21 protein-coding genes and 1 pseudogene are annotated in these 21,861 nt (G+C 40.1%); 6 read left to right on the top strand and 16 right to left on the bottom strand.

What is annotated here, in order from left to right; genetic code table 11:
- Positions 1-315 precede the first annotated feature (315 nt).
- Positions 316-564 (top strand): hypothetical protein, encoded by a 249-nt coding sequence (locus tag DSM106972_RS28560; RefSeq protein ID WP_127083849.1) that lies wholly within the window; start codon positions 316-318, stop codon positions 562-564.
- 72 nt (positions 565-636) lie between these two features.
- Positions 637-873, top strand: coding sequence for a hypothetical protein (locus DSM106972_RS28555; protein WP_127083848.1), 237 nt, complete (start codon positions 637-639; stop codon positions 871-873).
- Between the two features lie 56 nt (positions 874-929).
- Here the strand turns inward: DSM106972_RS28555 and DSM106972_RS28550 are convergent, their stop codons facing one another.
- From DSM106972_RS28550 to DSM106972_RS28515, 8 genes and pseudogenes are all read right to left on the bottom strand, one after another.
- On the bottom strand, positions 930-1,304 hold the full coding sequence (locus DSM106972_RS28550; RefSeq protein WP_127083847.1) for a group I truncated hemoglobin: 375 nt from the start codon (positions 1,302-1,304) through the stop codon (positions 930-932).
- Positions 1,305-1,382: 78 nt separating this feature from the next.
- Positions 1,383-1,457, bottom strand: a pseudogene (locus DSM106972_RS53940) (hypothetical protein); the annotation flags it as partial.
- 95 nt (positions 1,458-1,552) lie between these two features.
- A complete protein-coding gene (locus DSM106972_RS28540) occupies positions 1,553-1,945 on the bottom strand; it encodes a DoxX family protein (RefSeq protein WP_127083846.1) in 393 nt (130 codons plus the stop codon).
- Positions 1,946-1,956: 11 nt separating this feature from the next.
- Positions 1,957-3,000, bottom strand: coding sequence for a hemerythrin domain-containing protein (locus DSM106972_RS28535; protein ID WP_127083845.1), 1,044 nt, complete (start codon positions 2,998-3,000; stop codon positions 1,957-1,959).
- 20 nt (positions 3,001-3,020) lie between these two features.
- Entirely contained in the window at positions 3,021-3,581 is a 561-nt protein-coding gene (locus tag DSM106972_RS28530; RefSeq protein ID WP_127083844.1) for a general stress protein, read from the bottom strand.
- 144 nt (positions 3,582-3,725) lie between these two features.
- Positions 3,726-4,604 (bottom strand): isoaspartyl peptidase/L-asparaginase family protein, encoded by an 879-nt coding sequence (locus DSM106972_RS28525; RefSeq protein WP_127083843.1) that lies wholly within the window; start codon positions 4,602-4,604, stop codon positions 3,726-3,728.
- Between the two features lie 93 nt (positions 4,605-4,697).
- Positions 4,698-5,945 (bottom strand): ATP-grasp domain-containing protein, encoded by a 1,248-nt coding sequence (locus DSM106972_RS28520; protein ID WP_127083842.1) that lies wholly within the window; start codon positions 5,943-5,945, stop codon positions 4,698-4,700.
- 77 nt (positions 5,946-6,022) lie between these two features.
- On the bottom strand, positions 6,023-6,826 hold the full coding sequence (locus DSM106972_RS28515) for a phytanoyl-CoA dioxygenase family protein (protein WP_127083841.1): 804 nt from the start codon (positions 6,824-6,826) through the stop codon (positions 6,023-6,025).
- Between the two features lie 354 nt (positions 6,827-7,180).
- Here DSM106972_RS28515 and DSM106972_RS28510 point away from each other — a divergent pair, with 354 nt between their 5' ends.
- Positions 7,181-7,681 carry a Crp/Fnr family transcriptional regulator gene (locus DSM106972_RS28510; protein ID WP_233787036.1) on the top strand — a complete coding sequence of 167 codons (501 nt, stop codon included), beginning with the start codon at positions 7,181-7,183 and terminating at the stop codon, positions 7,679-7,681.
- 33 nt (positions 7,682-7,714) lie between these two features.
- Here the strand turns inward: DSM106972_RS28510 and galE are convergent, their stop codons facing one another.
- The 5 genes from galE to DSM106972_RS28485 form a co-directional block, all read right to left on the bottom strand.
- A complete protein-coding gene (galE, locus tag DSM106972_RS28505; protein WP_127083840.1) occupies positions 7,715-8,704 on the bottom strand; it encodes a UDP-glucose 4-epimerase GalE in 990 nt (329 codons plus the stop codon).
- 3 nt (positions 8,705-8,707) lie between these two features.
- Positions 8,708-10,933 carry an SDR family oxidoreductase gene (locus tag DSM106972_RS28500; protein ID WP_127083839.1) on the bottom strand — a complete coding sequence of 742 codons (2,226 nt, stop codon included), beginning with the start codon at positions 10,931-10,933 and terminating at the stop codon, positions 8,708-8,710.
- 92 nt (positions 10,934-11,025) lie between these two features.
- The gene (gene glf / locus DSM106972_RS28495; RefSeq protein ID WP_127083838.1) at positions 11,026-13,410 is read right to left on the bottom strand and encodes a UDP-galactopyranose mutase; all 2,385 of its coding nucleotides are present in this window, start codon (positions 13,408-13,410) and stop codon (positions 11,026-11,028) included.
- A gap of 861 nt (positions 13,411-14,271) precedes the next feature.
- A complete protein-coding gene (locus DSM106972_RS28490) occupies positions 14,272-15,057 on the bottom strand; it encodes a BRO-N domain-containing protein (protein ID WP_127083837.1) in 786 nt (261 codons plus the stop codon).
- Positions 15,058-15,117: 60 nt separating this feature from the next.
- Positions 15,118-15,405 (bottom strand): hypothetical protein, encoded by a 288-nt coding sequence (locus DSM106972_RS28485; protein ID WP_233787035.1) that lies wholly within the window; start codon positions 15,403-15,405, stop codon positions 15,118-15,120.
- Positions 15,406-15,579: 174 nt separating this feature from the next.
- Between DSM106972_RS28485 and relB the strand changes: the two genes are divergently transcribed.
- Positions 15,580-15,786, top strand: coding sequence for a type II toxin-antitoxin system RelB family anti-toxin (relB, locus tag DSM106972_RS28480; RefSeq protein WP_233787034.1), 207 nt, complete (start codon positions 15,580-15,582; stop codon positions 15,784-15,786).
- Between the two features lie 326 nt (positions 15,787-16,112).
- Here the strand turns inward: relB and DSM106972_RS28475 are convergent, their stop codons facing one another.
- Positions 16,113-16,763 carry a TetR/AcrR family transcriptional regulator gene (locus tag DSM106972_RS28475; RefSeq protein ID WP_233787033.1) on the bottom strand — a complete coding sequence of 217 codons (651 nt, stop codon included), beginning with the start codon at positions 16,761-16,763 and terminating at the stop codon, positions 16,113-16,115.
- A 195-nt stretch (positions 16,764-16,958) separates the two neighbouring features.
- On the opposite strand from DSM106972_RS28475, the gene DSM106972_RS28470 reads away from it, so the two are divergent.
- Both DSM106972_RS28470 and DSM106972_RS28465 read left to right on the top strand, forming a co-directional pair.
- Complete coding sequence (locus DSM106972_RS28470) at positions 16,959-18,425, top strand: amidase (protein WP_127083835.1); 1,467 nt, start codon at positions 16,959-16,961, stop codon at positions 18,423-18,425.
- A gap of 2 nt (positions 18,426-18,427) precedes the next feature.
- Positions 18,428-19,903, top strand: coding sequence for an amidase (locus DSM106972_RS28465; RefSeq protein ID WP_127083834.1), 1,476 nt, complete (start codon positions 18,428-18,430; stop codon positions 19,901-19,903).
- 183 nt (positions 19,904-20,086) lie between these two features.
- Here the strand turns inward: DSM106972_RS28465 and DSM106972_RS28460 are convergent, their stop codons facing one another.
- Both DSM106972_RS28460 and rlmB read right to left on the bottom strand, forming a co-directional pair.
- Entirely contained in the window at positions 20,087-20,389 is a 303-nt protein-coding gene (locus DSM106972_RS28460; protein WP_127083833.1) for a DUF1816 domain-containing protein, read from the bottom strand.
- 109 nt (positions 20,390-20,498) lie between these two features.
- Positions 20,499-21,542, bottom strand: coding sequence for a 23S rRNA (guanosine(2251)-2'-O)-methyltransferase RlmB (rlmB, locus tag DSM106972_RS28455; RefSeq protein WP_411675345.1), 1,044 nt, complete (start codon positions 21,540-21,542; stop codon positions 20,499-20,501).
- Positions 21,543-21,861 lie beyond the last annotated feature (319 nt).

Raw genomic sequence — 21,861 nt, 5'->3', positions numbered from 1 at the left:
CTTGTATTTTTTAGTTGTGTTGTTATATATTTAAAAGTATAGCACAACACCCCAAAACTAATGACACGGACTACTAGTAGGCGGATATGAGTTGTTGCGGCTTCACTGCTTGGCGCCTTTGAGTATGCAAAATAACTAGAATTTTAAATAGCTTAGAGTCAATTATGTCAAGATTTGTTAACTTATTGAGGTAAATTAAGCTATCACCCTCAAATTCTGTAAAAATGAATACAGAAATTATTTGGATTACTTCTCTCTAGTTTGATTAAAGGAAAGTTTTTCACAAGTTTCAATGGATTTGACATCAGGAAAGTTATGTCCCTTCAAACAACCCATCCAGTTTGCTCACCAACACCCGCCCTCCTTAGAGCGATAGTTTCAGGTTGGAACCCGGTTTGCCACATCACCTACACTCGCGATACCTGGGTTAAACTATTGCAGGCGCCTAGTGAATACGCATTTGATGAAGCTAAATTACTCTGTCAAGAATCCCCAGACACTTGGGTTGCCTGGGTACCAGACTATGGTGAAGTTATTCTTGATAGAAGCCATTTTTATTGTTAATTAAAGGGTGCGTTCATACAGGACGCTATGACAAGTTAAATCAATATATAAATTATTTATTCTTTGACTGGTATGAACACTGACTTATCTATAGATTGGGATGAAATGTTTGAGTATCTACCGGGAACTATTGTAGAAATCAAAAACGAGCCGGGAGTTTTGCATCAGATTGATTACTATGAAGCTATGATGGTGCCACCAATCTGGTTAGTGAATAATCCGCGTCCACGTTACCCCCATGAATTACGGCTTGTGTCGCGTCGAGAAGTCCAAGTTTGTGAATTAAAGCCCCAACCCGTTTCGGTTTGAGTAGGTTGAAGAATGTTCTAGACAAATTTATATCCCAGAACATTCTCCCATTAGTTTTAATGATTTAAAACATCTTTCTTATGTTGGGGTGCAGCAGCTACTTCAGCAACTTCTGCGAGTAAATCCTGAGAAACTCCCATTTCTTTCAAGGTTTCCATCAAATCTTCTGCAACTGCATCAAAATGTTCGCTGTTTAAACCTTCCTTTTCTACCAGTTCTTTGTGGGCTTCCCGCATATAGCGACCATCATATTTATCCGTTCCACCAAAAGCATAGGTAAGAAAAGCTTTCTGATGTGCCCGTTGCTTTACCATGTTGACATTGGCAAAGAAATGCTTTATGCGGTCGTCCTGCAAGACTCGCTCGTAGAATTTGTCAACTGCTAGGTCTACAGCAGCAGCGCCACCGAGTTTTTCAAATAAAGTAGTCATAATTCTCTTGATTAATGGATGGAAGTTGTCTCGTCTATACTGTTAAGCATAAGCGAACAATTCTTGAAAGTCTTTGACTTAAGTCAAAACAGACCGTTCAGGCAAACGATAAAAGAATAAATTAATTTCTACAGTAGAAAAGTGTTGAGCGTAAAATTGTAGCTGCTAGTCGCTATGCAAATGCATTGGATAGAAAATATCCATCCAATGCTTATAAACCCATCCACTAGTACCTATTTGCAGCTGACTCATTCAGGCGCCTCATTTATATCATCTCTTGTCAACCACCAAGCCCAACTAACTAATAAAGCCAGAAAAGGAAAGCGCAACCAGATTAATGGTGAGTCATGTGGTAATCCTGCAACCTCAATATTATTAATAGCTTGATAAAGATTAGCGGGGAAAATAACAATATAAAATACAGCAAGAAACCGTGCAGCAAAACGGCTGACACTAGGAATTAATAACCCTACGCCAGCCAAAACTTCTAAAAACCCACTACCGTAAACTAATGACAAATGATAGGGAAGAAAATCCGGTACAACCTTCTCAAACCTCTCTGTGTGAGTAAAGTGCAAAATACCAATCACGACCATTGCGATTGCGAGTATGATTTGGAAGACGCTTTTGTACCTTCTCATATTATAAATCTTCACCTTCCACTTTCAGAATTAACATCAGCCATTTGAGAAAGCAGTTTACTTTTAGCTGTTTTAAAATCAGTTGCCATTTGAAGAAGCTGCTTATGATTAAAGTTTTCCCTAAGTTGGGGAAATATCTCGTTTTCTTCTTGATTAATATGAGTTCGCATTGCAGTTCTTAGCTGCTCGATTTTGGGTTTGAATTCAGACGAAGAAGGACTAATAGATTGAATTTCATCTAACATTTCCATTACTTCGCCAGTCTGGTCATATATCTCCTCTGTGTGTTCATAATACGGACGAACTGCTGGGTAAAGAATTTCTTCTTCGGCTGTCCCATGAGCTTTTATGTCTTTGTACAGTTGCCCAAAATACTCTTGGATTTTTTGCGGGTCATCAGTACTAAAAATCTCTGCAAATAGAGTATCAGCCTTGGTATGATCCATTAACAGTAGTTCACGAATACTCATTTCATCATCGGTACGTGTTACTACACTACCGACCACACCAGTTAAAGCAGCAACAGCATCTTGAACTCGTGCCCAAAGTCCCTGTTTTGCTTCTTTTCCCGTCAGTTCCCGAACACCCAAAATTTCTAAAACACCTTTGAGTTGCTCTTGATGCGCGCGGTTTTCAAAGTTAACAGTATTTAAAGGAGTAATTGCAGCTTCGATATCGGCGCCAACAACTTGAGCAGCTTTATGGATAAGCAGTCCAGTCATCGTTTGTTTATGCTTGAGCAATTCATGCTCTTGTACTTTCTCAAACAAACTCAAATCGGAACTTTCCATTAGTTCCTGAACTTGCTCAATCATTTTTTGGGTACTCTTATTAGCCTCACCCTTAACACCGTACTGAACAATTACAGTATCGAGAACACCTATATTTTTGCTATCGTCTTCGAGCATATGCTGTAGGCGCCCGCGAATATCATCATCAGTACAATCATTGATGAATCGTTGCTCATTGCTAATCAGCAGATTTTGAATTAACTTCATATCCGCCAATTTTGCTGCTATTGAAATACGCTTGGTGTCATTAATAGTCGTTACCATTTTTTTACTATTCTGAGCCTTTACACATTTTGAGTTTGCAGAGAATTGTAAATACCCCAATATTCAATATTTTGGTCACGTAGTATTGGTTCCGCGCGATTAATATCTTCTTTTGTACCATCTACTATAAGCATATAATTGCTCTGCTGAAGACGGTCGCTATAAACTCTAGCACGGTCTTCGGGAACACCCAAATCAGCTAGTGCCTTCACCAAATTTTGAGTTGCTGCTGCTCCCACAGCAACACCACCTATACTAGCTACTAATGCCACACCCACAGAACCAGCTGCCAAAATAGCTCCTAAACCAGGAAGTGCCAAACTACTCAACCCCACTAATACACTACCCCAAGTAGCTCCTGCCAGCGTATCTCCTACCACTCCCGTGGTATTGACATTTTGTTCACCAATCTGGTCGCTTAATGGAGCCTCACCAATACTTTCGCCTTTCTCTACATCTTTAGCAATAACAGAAACTTTCTCCATCGGAAAGTCAGAAGCTTTAAGTGCATTAACAGCTTGCTCTACTTTGTCAGTACTAGCAAACACTCCGATTGCATGAATAACGTCTTGATTTGCCATTTTACCCTCACTTAAAATTGTAAATATCTTGTAGCATAGGCCTTCTTCGCCTGTGCGCTTTACTTTTTAATAACCCGATTACATTAAATGCTACTTGTTATTACGATTACATTTCTCTGTCTTTAGGTAAATCGTTGTACAATACTAGTTCTTCTTTGTGAATACAGCTGGTTTTTCAAGTGAATCAGTCATATAACCACATGCCATATCAGATGAATTATGTGCCCAGCCAACACGCCCAGTAGGGTCTATAAGAATACACCCAGCTTCTCCAGTCACTTTAGATTTCAGAGTCTCAATTGCCATTTGCGCCGCTTCATCAGGATGTCTGTCTCCAGCTAAAAAGTCAATTGCTGTCTTTGCTAAAACCACTGGTATAATCGATTCACCATCACCCGTTGTTGAACAGGCGCCATTATTATTATCAGCGTATAAGCCAGAGCCAATTATAGCACTGTCGCCAACTCGACCTTGATACTGGTTCATAAGGCCTCCTGTTGATGTACCCGCAGCTAAAAGTCCTCGACTATCTAACAATACACAACCAACAGTATTAGGACGGTCAATAACTTCTTTCTCTTCTTCCCACTCTTGTCGTAGTTCTTCAACAACTAGGTCTTCTTTATGACACATCTCAATACCGTGTTCTTTGGCAAAGCGTTCTGCACCATGAGATACTAAAAACATCGGTTTTTTATCCATTATCTTGCGCGCGACTGATATGGGATGGGGCACACCTTGAACAGCTGCGACTCCTCCCCAACCGAAATTAGCACCTTCCATAATTGCTGCATCTAGCTCAACTTCTCCTTGGTTATTAAGAACGGCGCCCATTGAAGCGTTAAATGTTGGGTCAGCTTCCAAAACTCGAACTGCGGCTTCAACCGCTTCTGGAGCAGTACCGCCATTTTTCAAGACCTTCCAACCCGCTTCTGTTGCAGCTAAACAACCCGCATTATTAGCTTCTACTTTGTCTTTTGAAATAGTCTTGGCGCCACCATGTACAATAATGCTAATAGTCATAAATTTCTCCTATTATGTATAAAATAAAACTATTGTGGAACATGCGTCCCCGCCTGTTGTCCTTGATTATGTAGGAAATCTCAGACAGATATGCTACAGCGACAAACCCTTATCTTTAAGTCCTTGCTCAATACGCTGCATATCCTCCAAAGTCTCTCCTGTCAAAATTCCATAGATATAGGTGTAAATCTTTCCATAGCTTACCGACTCTTGGGCAGACAGAATAATAAAATCTTTTCGTTCCAATTCTGATTTGAGAGTTTTAAGAGTCGATTCCAAAGTTCCAACAATGCGATAGTCACTTGAATAGTTCGCAACCTCTTTACCTAGCTTCAATAAAGTATGACGCTGCAAACACAGAGGAGTCGAGCCATTAACCCGAAAATTCGCATCAATTACATAAAAATATCCGTCTCGGTCTTGAAGAACATCAAAACCAATAACCCCAAAATAGCCACATGAGTGTGCATACTGACCAATAGCAGCAATCATATCAAAGAATATACTCATGTCATGACGATAATTAATCAATCCTCCGATATAATTACCTTCATCAGTGACTCGCTGATTTGTTACACCAATAAGCTTTATATCTCCCGTCTTACTAATGTAAAACTGGACACAATAATTTTTTACAACATTATTAATGAACTCAGAAACAATAATTGTAGAAAGCAACCTACTTTCGACGTATTTCTTAATTTCAGCAAAGCAATAATCTAAATCACTTTGACTTTGTATAATATAAGTTCCTTCTCCTGAAAGCCCGTGGGATGTTTTAATTAAATATGGAAATTCTGGTAACTCAATGTCATTGATACTTATAGAATCAAGATTATAAGTTTGGTATTTTGGACATGGCACTCCTAATTCAGCTAACGTTGGTTTACTAAGTATGTGGTAATGAGTATCAGGCGCCACTGCGTGTTTTTCAGGTTTGAGATAATCAAAGGGAAATAGAGTGATAAGTTTTTCAATCCGCGCGCTTTCGTTGAGACAATCTAAATAAAGAGATTCTTTTAGTGTTTCAATATTGCTATCCCTACCAAAATGCTCGTGCCAATACTCTAAAAGTAACTTAGGCGCCGGACTAATGACAATACCTGGAATTGCATTACCTAGTACAGCAAGATTTTTCCAAGGTTCTTTTTGACAAATCTGACTATAAGAAGTTTTGCTTGCTTCATCACTGCCGTCTTGAATTAAGTATTTTTTTGTGTTGGGATAAGTTACCCAATTTGCAGTAGCAGGATAATTTAAGATAAACGCATAATTCGCATCTGTAACATCAGCAGCAAACAAATCAGAAAGAGAATTCCCCTGGAAGTAATCAAAGTTCATAAAAAATTTTGGTCTTTTCACATGACCATATTTTAGAGACACCTGGAGTCCAGGCATCTCTATCTTAAAAAAGAAAATTAGTAAGCGAACGACTGATAAACCTCTGTCTCACTCTTATTATCAAGAGATTCAACAACTGGGTTGAAGCGTAATAAATGGCGCCCTCTTTCAGTCAGTGTATCCAAAGCAGCGCGTGGAATTTGAATCGACACTTCAGGACGATATAGCCAACGACGACTATAACCAATTACTACCATTGGACGAGGTATTTCTGTTCGGTTCGGTGTGCCACGGTGAAGACCACGTACATCGCGAATCATCACATCTCCTAATTGCATCGTAATTGGTTCAAGCTCAATTTCACCCGACTTAATACGCCGCAATCCTTCTTCTTTGGACATCATATGTGTACCGCGCGCAATCTCAATCGGTCCATTATCTAAAGTGACATCCACCAAAGGAAAATTGATAGCCAATTGATAAGGGGGAGTCTCCATACCAGTTTCGGGGAAGAGCGGTGGAGTATCCCGATGTGTATCTTGAAACTCTGAACCTAGTAGAGGTGTATCTGTTGCCAATTGGCAGATCACAAAATCCTTACCTACCAAACGTTCGACAATGGCTAAAATCTCTTCATCTTCATAAATACTGGTATCAGCGAATGGAGGTTCAAAAGGTAAAGTTACATAATAGCGGGCTGTGCCTCTATTGAGTAAGTGTCCTTCACGCGCGATATGTTCACTAAGCTTAGGGATAAAAGCAGAGTGCCATGTCTCAAGTGTTGCTTTGGAAAAGTGATTAGGCAACACACAAAAGCCGTCTTTAAGTACCGATTCGGTAAACGACTCTATTTTTTGAGGGTTAAGCAAGTTGGTAATCATACTTTTGATTGTAAACAAAACCAACAAACTAGGCGCCTTTTTGTAACCCAGCTTTATATATAGTCTCTGTACGGTGGGCACTGCCCACCATACTATAGCCAGAAGCCAAGTACTAGTAACGTCAGCTATCTAATAGAGATACAACTGGCGCCTATGAATAGGCTTTTTATGTCATCCCAAAATCTCTATAATTCCAAAAATCGACTCCTTGCTGCGTTACCTCAAGAAGAATACCAACATCTACTGCCTCATTTTGAGTTAGTCTCTTTAGAGTTAAAGTACATAGTTTACGCACCCAATGAACCCATCGAGTAGATATACTTTCCTGAAAACGGTGTTATCTCTTTGATTACTATGATGGAAAATGGTGAATCAATTGAAGTCGGAACAGTGGGTAATGAAGGAATGGCTGGTCTTCCAATATTCCTAGGAGCAACTACCATTCCGGGTGAGGCTTTTTCGCAAGTCCCTGGCAGTGCAATGCGGATGAAGGCTTCGGTATTTAGACGCGAAGTTACTCCAGGTAATGTAATTTATAGTTTGTTACAACGCTACACTCAAGCACTGTTTAATCAAGTTGCTCAATCTACTGCCTGCAACCGTTTACACTCGATTGAAGAACGCTTTTGCCGTTGGATGCTGATGACTCAAGACCGAGTTGGTTCAAACGAGTTTCCTATGACTCACGAGTTTTTGGGACAAATGCGCTTGTGTGCGTCGCGCTTCGATAAGCGTAACTGCTGCGGTTCTTCAAAAAGCGGGAATCATCAAATACAGTCGCGGCAAAATGACAATAACCGACAGTCCGCAAATGGAAAACATCGCGTGCGAGTGTTATGCAATTATCAAGACTGAATACGACCGCTTGCTAGCCAGTAATCAAAATACCTAATTCACATGTCGCTTTTGATGCCATTGCCAAGCGTGGCTAATAATTTGTTTTAAATCTGCATAATTCGGGCGCCAATCTAAAACTTTACGTGCTTTCTCACTACTACCAACCAAAATTGGTGGGTCGCCAGGTCTTCTTTCACGTTCGACTATTTTAATGTCTTTTCCTGTCACTTGCTTTGCAGTTTCTATTACATCTCTGACAGAAAAGCCATTGCCGTTACCTAAATTAAAGACTTCACTATCTCCACCTTTAAGTAAATACTCTAAACCCAGAACATGAGCTTGTGCTAAATCAGCTACGTGAATATAATCGCGCATACATGTACCGTCTTCTGTAGGATAATCAGTACCGAATATAGCAATAGATTCGCGCTTACCTAAAGCAGCAAATAACACGAGTGGGATGATGTGAGTTTCCGGTTCGTGGTCTTCACCTAAGTTACCATCTGGGTCGGCGCCAGCAGCATTAAAATACCGAAAACGAACAGATTTTAAATTATAGGCTGTATCAAAATCAGACAAAATTCGCTCTACCATCCACTTGCTAGTAGCATAAGGACTAATAGGGTTAATTGGATGGTCTTCGGTAAGCGGAATAAACTTGGGTACACCATAAAGCGCACAAGTTGAAGAAAAGATAAATTTCTTAATAGAAGCATCAACCATTGCTTCTAACAGCGTTAAAGTACCTGTAACGTTATTACGGTAATATTTGGCTGGGTCTGTCACCGACTCACCTACAGCAATAAAAGCAGCAAAATGCATCACTGCTGCTATATCATGAGTAGAAAATATTTTATCCAAAAGTGCGCGGTCGTTCGTATCGCCCACTATTAATTTAACCTTTAAAACCTCTTCCACTAGTTCCCGATGTCCATAAGACAAATTATCAAGAACTATAACTTCATAACCTGCATTTAAGAGAGCTAATACCGCATGGGCGCCAATATATCCGGCACCACCTGTAACTAAAATTGTAGACATATATTAACAATTCACTTCTTGGAAGTAACGCTCAATTGCACAATCAAGACTTGGTAGTAACTCACCTCTATTGCTACCAAGAACACTGTAGCTAGGACGAGGAGCAGCTAAACCAAGTTCTTGTGTTGGCAGAGTAATTAAACCTTTAATACTTACACCCGCGCGCTTTGCTGCCAGTCGCGCAAAGTCTGCCCAAGATACGGCGCCAACATTAGCTAAATGCCATATTCCAGACTCACCATCTATTAATAAATCAAGACTGGTATTAACTAAGTCAGGAACATACGTAGGCGAGACAGTTGAATCAAACGCGGCAGTAAATGTATTTCCTGCACTCAACTGACGCAAGGCAATTGTGACAAAGTTATAATCATCCCACGGGCCAAAAAAGGCACTAGTACGAATCACCAACGATGCAGCATTAACTTCTAATACTCCTTTCTCAGCCAAAGCTTTACTACGCCCATATACATTTAAAGGCGCCACAGGATTATTTTCGACATACGGATTAACAACAGTACCATCAAAAACCAAGTCTGAAGAGAAAGTTAGAAAAGCGACATTATGTTGCGCGCACGAAATAGCTAAGTTTTTTGCACCTTCAGTATTTACTCGTAGGCAAACATCAGGCTCTGCTTCTGCGTCGTCTACTCGAACGTATCCAGCAGCATTAATAACTGCCCAAGGTTTCAATTCAGCCAAAACGGCATCTATTGAAGTTGGGTTAGTAATGTCCATTTCTCGACGTGATAATAAACGATATGTAATACCGCGTCTTTCACACAACCGCGCAAAAGCCTTTCCAAGAGTTCCTGTGGCGCCGACAATTACAACAGGAGATAAAGACTTGAGAACAGTAGCTCCCCCCTTATCAAGGGGAGTTGGGGGGGATTCAAAATTACTACGACTCACTGCTGGGTACAATAAACGCTCTTGTCGATGCCACCATCCAGGTGTATCAAGTAGTGGATGATTAGGGTTTTGCCCTGTTGCTAAATCTTGCACCATTTTGGCAATTGCCGTTGGTCTAGGAAATTCCGACCTTAAGTCAAATACCCCTGGTTCGTAATGACCAATAAAACGAGTTAATAAGCTATTCCAATCATAACTACCTAGTAACGACCAGGCAGTAATAGCACGCACATCTACATTTTCTTTTCGTAATTCTTGTACGGCATTCCAAGCTTCAAGAAACCAGCGTAGTTGTTCCTCACGAGTACAACCAAGATGAACTTCTGTAATTGCAAGTGGTAGCTTGTAACGCTCCCATGCTTCTAACAACAATGCTTTATGACCCGTCGTACCTTCTGCACAAACTCGTACTGCTTCCACATCGGCATACTCGTGCTGATTATTACCTCCGTGCAATGAAGCAGGATAAAGTTCTTTACGCTCATCTAAAAAGCGGTCACTTGTTAGGTAATGATTAATGCCTATAATGTCTGGTGGACAAGGATTTTCTAAAAACCATTCAAGTTCAGCTTGAGTTATTCCACAGTAAAGTAAATAACCCCACATTGGATGATTTTGATTAATTCGACCGCACAGTAAATCAAAGCTCAACCAGCGACGTTCGTTTTCAAATTCTGCTTGATAAGCTAATGTTGGTGTACTGTAAATCTTTCCTAAATCATCGGTTTGTACAAGTTTGGCATTTGGGTTTACTTCACGAATAGCTTGCATCGACTTAGCTACACCTTGACATTGCCCAAAAAAAGCGCGTGCGAAAGTACGCTCCGAACGTCCATGAGGATACCAATGTCCGTATAATCCACTAAAGCGCGCTGTTGTTAATGGTTCATTAATTGGTGTGTAATCTGTTACCCAAGGATAGCGTTCTGCAACTGCACGAGCAAAAGTCGCCAGTTTCACAGGAAATTCTGGGTCTACCAAACTTGTGTAACGGGCGCCGCTACCATGATGTACTAACCCTACAATTGGGCGAATACCAAGTGAGTGTAATCTCTCTAACCGTTCATCCGTCCATGACCAGTCTGCATTTTCAACTCCAAGGGGCGCCACTCGTTCCCATAATACTGGGTAACGAATAGCCTGTATACCAAGTTCGGCAAACAAATCTAGGTCAGATAAACGCACATCATGACCATTGCGTTCTAACTGGTCAAAATATTCTTCACCTACACGATTAACCGTACACTCTAAACCAGCCCACATTTCTAACGGCTGTTTTGAAGTATTATCTTTATTTGAATTAGATATAGAAGTCATATTTAGGTGAAAACACTCAAAATTAACTCGTAGCAAACATTACAAAGCCTCAAGCCCCCCTTGTTAAGGGGGGTTGGGGGGATCATCCAGTCTTAAAACGTCTTAACGGCAATTTGCTTGTACATAGCCAAAGCTTGCGCTACACAATGATCCATATTCAGATACTTGTATGTAGCTAGTCTCCCTACAAAGTACACTCCAGATGTCTCATCAGCCAAAGCTTTATATTGCTTGTAAATTTCTTGATTTTCAAGACGCGGTACAGGGTAATATGGGTCTCCCTCAGCTTTGGGAAATTCGTAAACAATACTAGTTTTAGAATGTTCTTGACCTGTCAAATACTTAAACTCAGTAACGCGCGTATACAACTGGTCGTTTGGATAGTTAATTACAGGCGCCTGCTGAAACTTCGGGGTATTATGAGTTTCATGTTTGAAATCTAACGAACGATATGGTAGTTTACCGTAGCGATAATCAAAAAACTCATCTACTGGACCTGTATAAACAATTTCCCGGCAAGGTATTGCTTTTTGAATTTCACGATAATCAGTATTTAGCATCACCTTGATATTCGGATGATTCAACATATTCTCGAACATCCGGGTGAAACCGTGTAACGGCATTGCTTGATAACTATCTGTAAAATATCGGTTATCGCGGTTGGTGCGAGTTGGTACGCGCGCTGTTACTGATTTGTCTAATTCAGATGGGTCAAGTCCCCATTGTTTGCGAGTGTAGTTACGGAAGAATTTTTCGTAGAGTTCTCTACCAACTTTGCTTACTACTACATCTTCGCTAGTACGGATGTGTTCGCGTGGTTCTGCGACAGATTGAAAGAACTCCTCGACCTGAAATGAAGTTAAATTCATTCCATATAGTTGATTGATTGTGTCAAGGTTAATTGGCATGGGAACCAATTGACCATCTACACTAGCAAGAACGCGATGTTCATAAGAGCGCCATTGCGTAAATTGTGAAAGATGTTCAAAAACTTCACGCGAGTTAGTGTGAAAGATGTGGGGACCATATTTATGGACAAGAACACCGTGGTCGTCGTAATGGTCGTAAGCGTTACCACCAATATGGGTACGTTTATCTACTACTAAAACTTTTTTGCCAGACTGGCTAGCAAGTCTTTCTGCAATCACACTACCAGAAAATCCGGCGCCGACAACTAAGTAATCAAATAAAAATTCTCTGGTAATGACGTTTGGTGCAGTTGAGACACTCTTCGGTGTTGAGGCTCTGCTATTGCCCTGAAGTTGGGTGTCTAATGTTTCATTTATTAATTGCATCATCGAGTTCCAAGTTCTATCCCAAGATATTTGTTCTAAGAAAGCATCTACCCGACTCAACCAATTGGATGTTGGGGTATCTTCTTGCATTGCCTTTTCGGCTTCAAGGACAAATTCACTCGCAGTATCAGCTATTCGTACTAAATTTAAGTCTCCATAAGGACGTACCACATCTCGAATTGAAGTTGATACTACAGGTTTAGCTGCGGCAAGATACTCTGGAGTTTTTGTTGGACTAATAAAGCGTGTTGACTCATTACGCGCAAATGGCAACATCGCTAAGTCCCACCCACCAAGATAAGCAGGTAAATCTTGATAATCTTTCCCACCCAGATAATGAATATTTTCGTGTTTGGGTAAAGTTGCTGGGTCTATTTTTACAACTGGCCCAATCATGACTAAATGCCAGTCGGGACGCTCTTGTGCAATACCAGCAAGCAACTCAATATCCATACGTTCATCTATAACGCCAAAAAAGCCTAGACGAGGATGAGGAATATTTGCTTGGTCAGCTGGTTCGTCTTTAATAGTTCGTGCTTGTGCAAAGTGTGGAACATCAACACTGCTAGGAAATGCATAAACGTTTGAATGTTGATTAACCTTAGTTTCGTAAAGGCTTTGTCCTCCAGTAAATACTAAGTCCGCGCGCTGGAATAGTTCTGCTTCGTAATCTCTCAAAGTAGTAGAGGCGCCTTTGAATGCAGCTAACTCATCCATACAATCATAAACTATAGCTTCTGGTTGTAAGTGACGTGTAAAAGCTATAGCCATTGGTGTATAATACCAACAGATATATTTGTTAATCTTATGTTCAGCAAACAACTGATCAATCAGTACTTTTAAATCTTCGTTTACAGCATTAGAGCTTAAATTTTGGGGAAGGTAAGGTACCACAACCCAAACTCCATTTTTATCTTGACTCACTTCAAGGCGCCAGACTTCTTCAGGTGTAAAAATTGGCTCCTCAATAAAAAACACCCTGCTACCAGCAGCACAACGACTGAGAAGATGCTGCGGTCTTTGGTAAACAAAGTTCCAACGCAAATGTGATAGACAGACTATATCTGGTGTATATGAAGCAATTGATCGAAAGCTTTTATTCGATATAGTTTTCGATATACTTTGTTCGGTTTCGACTATATGTGTTTTTCCGTTACTGGTTTGAGGTTTTTGGGCTACCATAAATTTTCTCTATTTTTGATGAATATCGAATCAGAGTATTTTACAAATGATATAAGTTGCAAAAGTTCACAAAATAAGGGCAGACAAGTCCCTGTAAGATATGAAGTGAAGTTTAGTAGTTTTTGATTTTACTTAATTACCTTTGGAAATTCGTGTGTCCTTATTTGAAGTTTTATTCGTAAAGCAATAAACATAAAAGTACTTTACATCAACTTATTTATCGTCTGCCCAAAGTTTTGAACTCTTTTTTTGCAATCTATACCTTTAGTAGTAATTCAACAAACTGTAAATTAATTTTATAATTCAATTTAAATCAATTTCATGAAATTTTTAACATATCATTCAAAACTGCAATAGTTTATTTTGTATCTATAGTCACAAAATGATTTAATATAAATACATTTACTTTTAAGCGATAATATATTCTCTGCGAGACACTAGGTGAACGCATCTCCATAATCTATCGCTAATATAATAATTATTTTTCTAACTTACGAATGAGATTATATTAATTATTTATGTCTTCATCAATAGATGATTTAGGCGCCGAAGTTGAGGCATTACGTCAAAACAAAGAGTTTATAAATTTTTTGGCACAAAAGTTACGCTCGAACATGTCCCAAAGGAATTAGGTATTTTCTGATACACTATAGCTACAGGCGCCTTGTTTATATTGCAAACAGTAAAGTTATGAGCCGTTATCAGCATAAATTCATTAGTATAAATATAAAATATTCAAAAATTAAATAAAGCTGGAATTAATACTAAAGATAAAAATCTCTTCTGCTTTATAGAGAAGAGACTTTTATTTTATCCATATTTGCTGTTATCGTGCCTAAAGGATGTTGTCAAATGAGAAAATCACGGCACCTCCACAATTTCAAGTACCGACTCAAACCATCTCAAATGTTGAACTGTCTTATCACGCCCTTTGGCTGTACCAAGTGTCATTTGTGAATGTGCTTTTCCTTTATCTGTTGGTAGATAATCGGGATTTCCTTCTGAGTTACGCATTTGAAAACCCTTTTCAATCAACAATTTATTAACTCGCTGCGCCGACCATTTTTCATTAGTGCGTTCTGTAAGTATTTCACCTAACTGTTTGGGTGCCAGCAATTTATCTTCCACTGAAATAAGCAGCATTGACTTAGCTTCCTCTGCTTCTTCTCGCAGGTGAGGGTGCCTTTTACAAATTGCATTCAATTTGGCGCCTGCTACTAGTTTTGGCTCAAGTCCAGCTTTACCAAGTGTCAAATCAAGCAAGGTTGAGATTTCTTCCAATGATGGTATTGGAAATTTGGACTGTGGCACCTCAACTTGTGGTAGCTCGTATTTCCCCGTTTTGCGGATGGTTGGAATCACGGAATGAAAAATCCACCGTTGGAATCTTTTAGCTACAGGTTTGCGAGATTTAAAAATTAGCTTATAAAGACCAGCTTCTTTAACAGTCGCTAATTCCTGAATTCCGCCAGGGGTGTATATAGTGCATACACCCTTTTCATCCGAGTCGAACTCTGCTAGATTCTGACGAATATTTTGTATTTCTAACACCTCGCCAACATCGGTTGCAATCCACTCTGGTTCCAACGCTGTACCAACAAAACGAACTTCGCGTGACTCAAAATTGAAAATCGTTAAATTACTCATGATTTTTTACCAAAAAAGAGGCGCAGTAGATGGCACCTCGTAAGTAATAGGTTTGGAAGTTTACGCGCTTTGTAGCTGCGGGTTCTCGTGAATTGCAACAAGAACCAGGATTGCTTTACTCTCAGTGCTAAAGCTGCCCTTGATTGTAGCTTTTGTAGATTGTGCTACCCATTTACCATCAAGTGCTTGGTAAAAAGTTCCAATCAGGCAATAGCTCCTCCAAACGCGGTACAGCTCACCAAAATCAGCATCCTTTACGCCGTCTATCTCATAGTCAGACGAAGCATTACCACCCTGATAACACGTTATTAACGTGTCAAATTGGGCATCAATCACAGATTGCGCCATAATATAGGTGTCCTTTTTCTTAATGTTTTTGGACTTAGAGGAGCGCTTTAGATTGGTAGTCGGGGCGCCTTCTCTATGCTTATTGTGCGTTAACTTTTTCACAGTGTCAACTAATTCACATGAATAAATTCATGTTATATTAATGCTATGAATAAATGTATGGGAGAAAACCACGTGTCTAAAATTGCAAAACTCCGAGAAGAACAAGGCCTAACACAGCGTCAAATTGCTGAAAGGCTAGGGGTTGATGTGTCTACAGTTCGGAACTGGGAAAAAAGCAGAGACGGTGTAAAAATGTTTGTTAGGGTTGCTAGGCTGTGTGAACTGTTTAACTGCCAACCAGTAGATTTATTTGAAGAGGAAAATATAGCGAATGATTAATCCTTCACAAATCAACCTTTGCTCTCTACCGTGGCTGCCCTTAGATGCTCTCATCTGCTTTTCCTAAAAATCCTGTGCGATTACATGATGAATTTTTCTGCTACAAATCTTTTATTGTTTGCATACGCTCCCCAACTAATAAACAACATATATATATAGTGAGGTGAGGAAGCACCTATTTATATATTTTTATATCTTGCTCTAAAAAATTAATGTTGTATATTCCTAGAAATTTCTCTAGGAATGTTTGCTTAGTTGAATTAAACTTTTATTGTAATATTTTATTCTGGTGAGCTATAGTTTATCTAAACATACTTTGCTCATGATTAGCTTGTTGAACGGATATGTTCAATTGCGACCAGCAACGCATCAAGCATCACTTCATAACTTTCATCGGTTGAACGTCCGAGTGTCATTAATCCTGCTTGCTCTATAGAAATAAAACCTGTTATGGCAGCATTGACCATCCGCATTACATCAATTAGTTGATTTTCGTTTAATTCATATAAACGTAGTGAGTTTTTTAAAAAACCAAGCGATTTCTGAATTACTACACCTGCATCTGGGTCACTAGGTTGTAGCTGATATTGCATCATCAACCTGTAAAATGCCGGATATGTGCGTGCAAAGTTACGTGTTGCGTGTCCACCTGCAAGCAACATCTCGCGAGGTGTACTTAATTGTGCGGTTTGTTGTTCACAATACATCAAATATTTTTGCCACACTTCTAACACTACAGCTTTCCGTAATGCCGCGTTTCCATCGAGATGCTTGTAAATCGCGGGTGGTTTAATACCTAACTCTCGCGCGACTCGATTTACACCAAGCGCTGCTTCTCCTTCTTTTTCCAAGCAGCAAATTGCCGCCTCTATTACATCCTGTCGCGTTAACGAATTTTCTTTAGTTGGGCGCCCCATGTCAAAAATAGTTCTGAGTACTGAGTTCTGAGTGCTGAGTTCTGAGTGCTGAGTTAGCACAATTACTAATTAGTTAACACAATTAACTAAAAGTTAATATAATTAACTTAATATCAATTAGAGCGAGTTGCATCAGTTGTGTACGCTCCTCGATCTCCTATGGTAAGGGCGGGTTAACAGATATCCTAAAACCGTATTAAAAATTTTGTAAACCCGCCCTCCCTACGCTAGCCCCCTACGATAATCCAAAACTCTATGAATGATCTAACCTTCATGCCCGTTCACAAGCTTGCTCGAATGATACAAGAACGGCAAACCTCGTCGCTAGAAGTAGTAAATGCTTATTTACACAAAATAGATAAGTATAATTCCGAACTCAACGCAATTTGTACTCTCAATACAGAAAACGCGCTCAAAAATGCAAAGCTTGCCGATGAAGCAACTTCACGTGGCGAAAGTTGGGGAATTTTACACGGAGTCCCCATAACTATAAAGGATGCATTTGAAACTGCTGGGCTTCGTACAACAGCAGGTTACAAACCACTTAAAGACTATATACCCAACCAAGATGCAACAGTAGTGCAAAGAATGCGTGCGGCTGGAGCTATTATTCTTGGCAAAACAAATTTAGCTACCGCAAGCGGAGACTATCAGGGTAACAACGAAATTTTCCCGCGTGTAAATAACCCTTGGAATTTAAATTATACACCGGGTGGAAGTTCAAGTGGTGGCGCCGCAGCAGTTGCCGCAGGTTTATCACCCTTGGATATTTGTTCAGACTTTGGTGGTTCAATTCGTCAACCTGCACATTTTTGTGGCATATTTGGACTCAAACCAACAGACCGAAGAGTTCCAACAACGGGTAATTTGCCTGTTGGAGTTGGAAGCATTCGCTCTATGATGACCGTAGGCGCCTTGACTCGTTCGGTAGAAGATTTAAGACTTTGTTTATCAATAATTGCAGGCGCCGATATTCGTCAACCTGATATTCCACCAGTACCTTTAGATACTCCAAGTCAGCGTAATCTTGAGGATTTACAAATTGGATGGATTGATGAAATATCAATATGGACAGTTGCAGAAGATATTAAATTAGCCATACAAAGCACAATTAAAAAACTTACAAATGCAGGCGCCCAAATTGAGCGCGCTTTATTAGAATTCGACTTTTTAGCAGCATGGCAAATTTATTACGCGCTAGGTACATATATTGTACCACTTACACAAACTCAAGATTTAGATTATTTTCGTCATAACATTAGATTTTTATTCCGTGAAGCAACAACAGGAGATAAAGCACTACGGCAAATCAGCAATATTCCTAACATCGCATTTCCAATTGGTATTAATCCAACTTTGAAAGGATATTTTGAAATTTTACAAGAACGAGATAAGTTGATTTCACAAATGGATAAAGAACTAGAAAAAAGTGATGTATTACTGTGTCCAGTTGCAATAACACCAGCATTTACCCATCGACCTCAAGGAGTAGCTATTGAAGTTGATAATCGAAAAGTGCCATATCAAATGGCTAATGGCGCCTATGCAGTACCATTTAATCTTACAGGTCATCCAGTTGTTGTAATTCCGATTGGACAAACTAAAAATGGATTACCGATAGGAATGCAAATAATAGGTAAACGTTGGCAAGAAATGGAATTACTAGCAATAGCGCAGAAAATAACCGAAGTTATTCAAAGTTTTCAACATCCACATCTTTAATTATGAATAATATAGTTTTTTTACCTGCTCATAAAATAGCAGAAGTGATACGCACACGCGAAGTCTCTGCTGTTGAAGTTTTAGAAGCACATCTAGCTCAAATTTCTAAACATAATTCTAAACTAAACGCCATATGTACACTTGATGAACGCGCACGCACAACAGCGAAACAAGCAGACGAAGCGTTAGCAAGAGGTGAAAACTGGGGAGTTTTACACGGTGTTCCAATGACCGTTAAAGATGTATACGAAACAGCAGGACTAAGAACAACCGCAGGATATAAAAGGCTTAAAGATTATATCCCCGCTCAAGATGCGACTGTTGTAAAAAGATTACGCGCAGCAGGAGCAATTATTATAGGAAAATCAAATCTGGCTAAATTAGCAAGTGATTATCAAAGTACAAATGATTTATTTGAAAGAGTAAATAATCCTTGGAATTTAGATTGTACAGCAGGTGGAAGTTCAGGTGGTAGCGCTGTTGCGGTCGCGACTGGAATGGCGCCTTTAGAAATAGGAGATGATATTGGTGGTTCAATGCGCCAACCAGCTCACTTTTGCGGTGTGTATAGTTTAAAACCAACAGACCGTCGTATATCTACTGCCGGACACATCCCAGAAGTGCCTGGACAGCCTAAATGTATTCGACACATACTCACACCAGGATGCTTTGCTCGCTCAATAGAAGATTTGCAATTATGGTTCTCAATCTCATTAGGTACAGATTCAAGGCAACCTGATGTGGCGCCAGTTCCTCTGGATACTCCATCAAACAAATCTTTACAAAACTTAAAAATTGCTTGGACTGATGGCTGGCAAGAAATTCCAGTTGCTTTAGAAATTCAAGCTGCAATTAAATCATTTGTGAGTAACTTAGCTCAAACAGGCGCCTATGTAGAAAACTGGAGTCCAAAAAAGTTTGATTTAGCAAAAACTTTACAATTATACAACTTACTTGTGGCTCTCAGCATGGGATATGCGAAACCTTGGGACTTTGATGATTTGTGGCAAGTGCTTCCGTTTATGTTTCGCGAAGCAACTCAAGGTGATAAAGCTCTACGCGACCTCAGCAACTTGAGTCAGCTTTTGCCAAACTTATTAAATCCTAATCCTAAGAAATATTTTGAGGTGTTGACACAACGTGACCGAATTATTGCCCAGATGGATGAAGCGTTGGAAAATTGGGATGTTTGGTTGTGTCCGGTTGCAACTTGTACTGCTTTTACTCATCGCGCGAAAGGGTCAGCTATTTATGTTAATGGTAGAAAAATACCATATTTGCTGGCTAGTGGCGCCTATACTATGCCGTTTGCTTTTACTGGGCATCCGGTTATGGTGATCCCCATTGGTAAAGATAATACAGGATTACCTATTGGTGTACAAGTTATTGGTAAACGGTGGAGGGAAATGGAATTATTAAGTATTGCGCGGCAACTTGCTGCATTTACTCAGGGTTTTCTAATTCCACCTGGTTACTAGTTGACTCTTGTGGGATGGGCATCCTTGCCCGTCCTAACAAAAATATACACCTTGAAGGAACAGGCAGGGATGCCTGTTCTACAAGATGTTATTGAAAGGTATCTCAAGTTTGTATTTCTGTGTTGATTAAAGACTTAATGCGTTCCCCAGAGCAAAAGCTGGGAAACGGTAAAAAGCCTTTGGTTACATTTGACCGCTAAAGATAGGCCGAACTTTACGGTCAGTCAATTCCCCCAAGTCATCTGCTACTGTTAAAACACCGGGTTTGCAGCGCTTGACTGTAACAGATACCCCTGTGGCGCCTTCTTGTTCAAGGTCATCGATGTAACCTTTGCGAGAGGCACTAGCTTCTGCTGAAGTTAGGAATGGACCGAAATAATAGGTGCAGCGGGGGGACTGAGTTTTAACCTCGACCCACCACGCCATACCAATATTTTGATATACGTTGATCAACAATTCTTTGAAGTTATTCCAAACGCTTGTCATGGCTTTCACCAAGTAGATGTTTTGAGTAGTGTGTAAAAGGTACGTTGAAAAAAGTGTGTTTACATTTCTTTATACTCTTTTACTCTAACTTTTTCCAAGAATTTGTCGCTTACTTATCAGGATGTAAGGTATTTACCCAACGTTGACGATAAATTTCGTAAAGTGTCATACCTGCTGCTACGGAGGCATTAAGGCTAGGAGTCTTACCGGATAAGGGAATTGACACCAAAACATCACATGCGCGCTGTGTCAGCAAACTAAGACCTTCACCCTCAGAACCAATAACAATAACGATGGGGCTGAGTTTTTTGTCGTCTTTGGGGTTGCCAAAATCAACTGAGTGCAGTGGAACGCTAGCATCATCGGCAGTGCCGTAAATCCAAAAGCCCGCTGCTTTTAAATCTTCTAATGCACGGCTTAGGTTTGTCACCCTTGAAACGGTAAAGTTTTCTAACGCACCTGCTGCGACTTTCATGACAGTGGAAGTGATACCAGCACAACGTCGTTGTGGTATAACCAACCCGTGGGCGCCAATAGCTTCAGCAGTACGAATAATGGCGCCGAGGTTATGGGGATCGGTGATGCCGTCTGCGACCACAATTACTGGTGCATAGCTCTTTTTAAAGGCTTGAGTGATTAAATCATGCAAATCAGCATAGTTATAGGGAGCTACTTGTGCTGCTACACCTTGGTGATTTGCTTGCTCAGTAATTTGATCTAGGCGCCTTGGTTCAACTTCATCGATTACTGTACCATTTTCTTTCGCCTGAAGAATCAACGAATGAAAACGGGGATCATAACGTAAACGAGGAGTAATCCAGATACGGTTGAGATGACGTGTACCTTCTAATGCCGTCAAAACAGGGTGACGACCATAAATCATGTCACTAGTTTCTGACTGTGTATCTGTATCAAATTCGGCGATGTCGTCTTTGACAAACCGACTTGCGGCGCCAATGGAATGTGGAACGACTCGTTTGCCTTTAATTCTCACACCTTGGCGAGTTGGAAGGGCGCTTTCACCTTTTCGAGCCTCAAATTTGCGACCCTCGAATTTGCGACCCTCGGATTTACCCTCAAATTTACCTTCATATTTTCTACCTTCATCTCGCTTGCCGTCGAATTGCTTGTTCTCAACTCGCTTGCTATCAATTGGCTTGACTGATGGAACTGAAAATTTACCGTTTAAGCGAGGACTTGGAACGGGACTATCGATATCTCTATCTCTGTCTCTGTCTCTATCTCTATCTTTATTTTTGTCAAATCCCTTTTTCGATACATTTGGCAGCGATAACTTAGCTTGTGGACGTGGACTAGGAGCGCTACTACCGTTGCCATTAGCTCTTCTTGGAGTTCCAACTGAATTCCCAACTACGCGCTTACCCTTAATTTTGAGGGATTGCCCGCGTTGCTGTTCACGGGGGGCGTTAATTTTTTTGGTTTTGTTAGCCATGATAAGTATGATAAGTCCC

Origin of the sequence: Dulcicalothrix desertica PCC 7102 (assembly GCF_003991905.1) — a bacterium.
Taxonomy (GTDB): domain Bacteria; phylum Cyanobacteriota; class Cyanobacteriia; order Cyanobacteriales; family Nostocaceae; genus Dulcicalothrix; species Dulcicalothrix desertica.
Note: the sequence above shows the minus strand (reverse complement) of the source record. Positions and strands in the feature narration are given on the sequence as shown.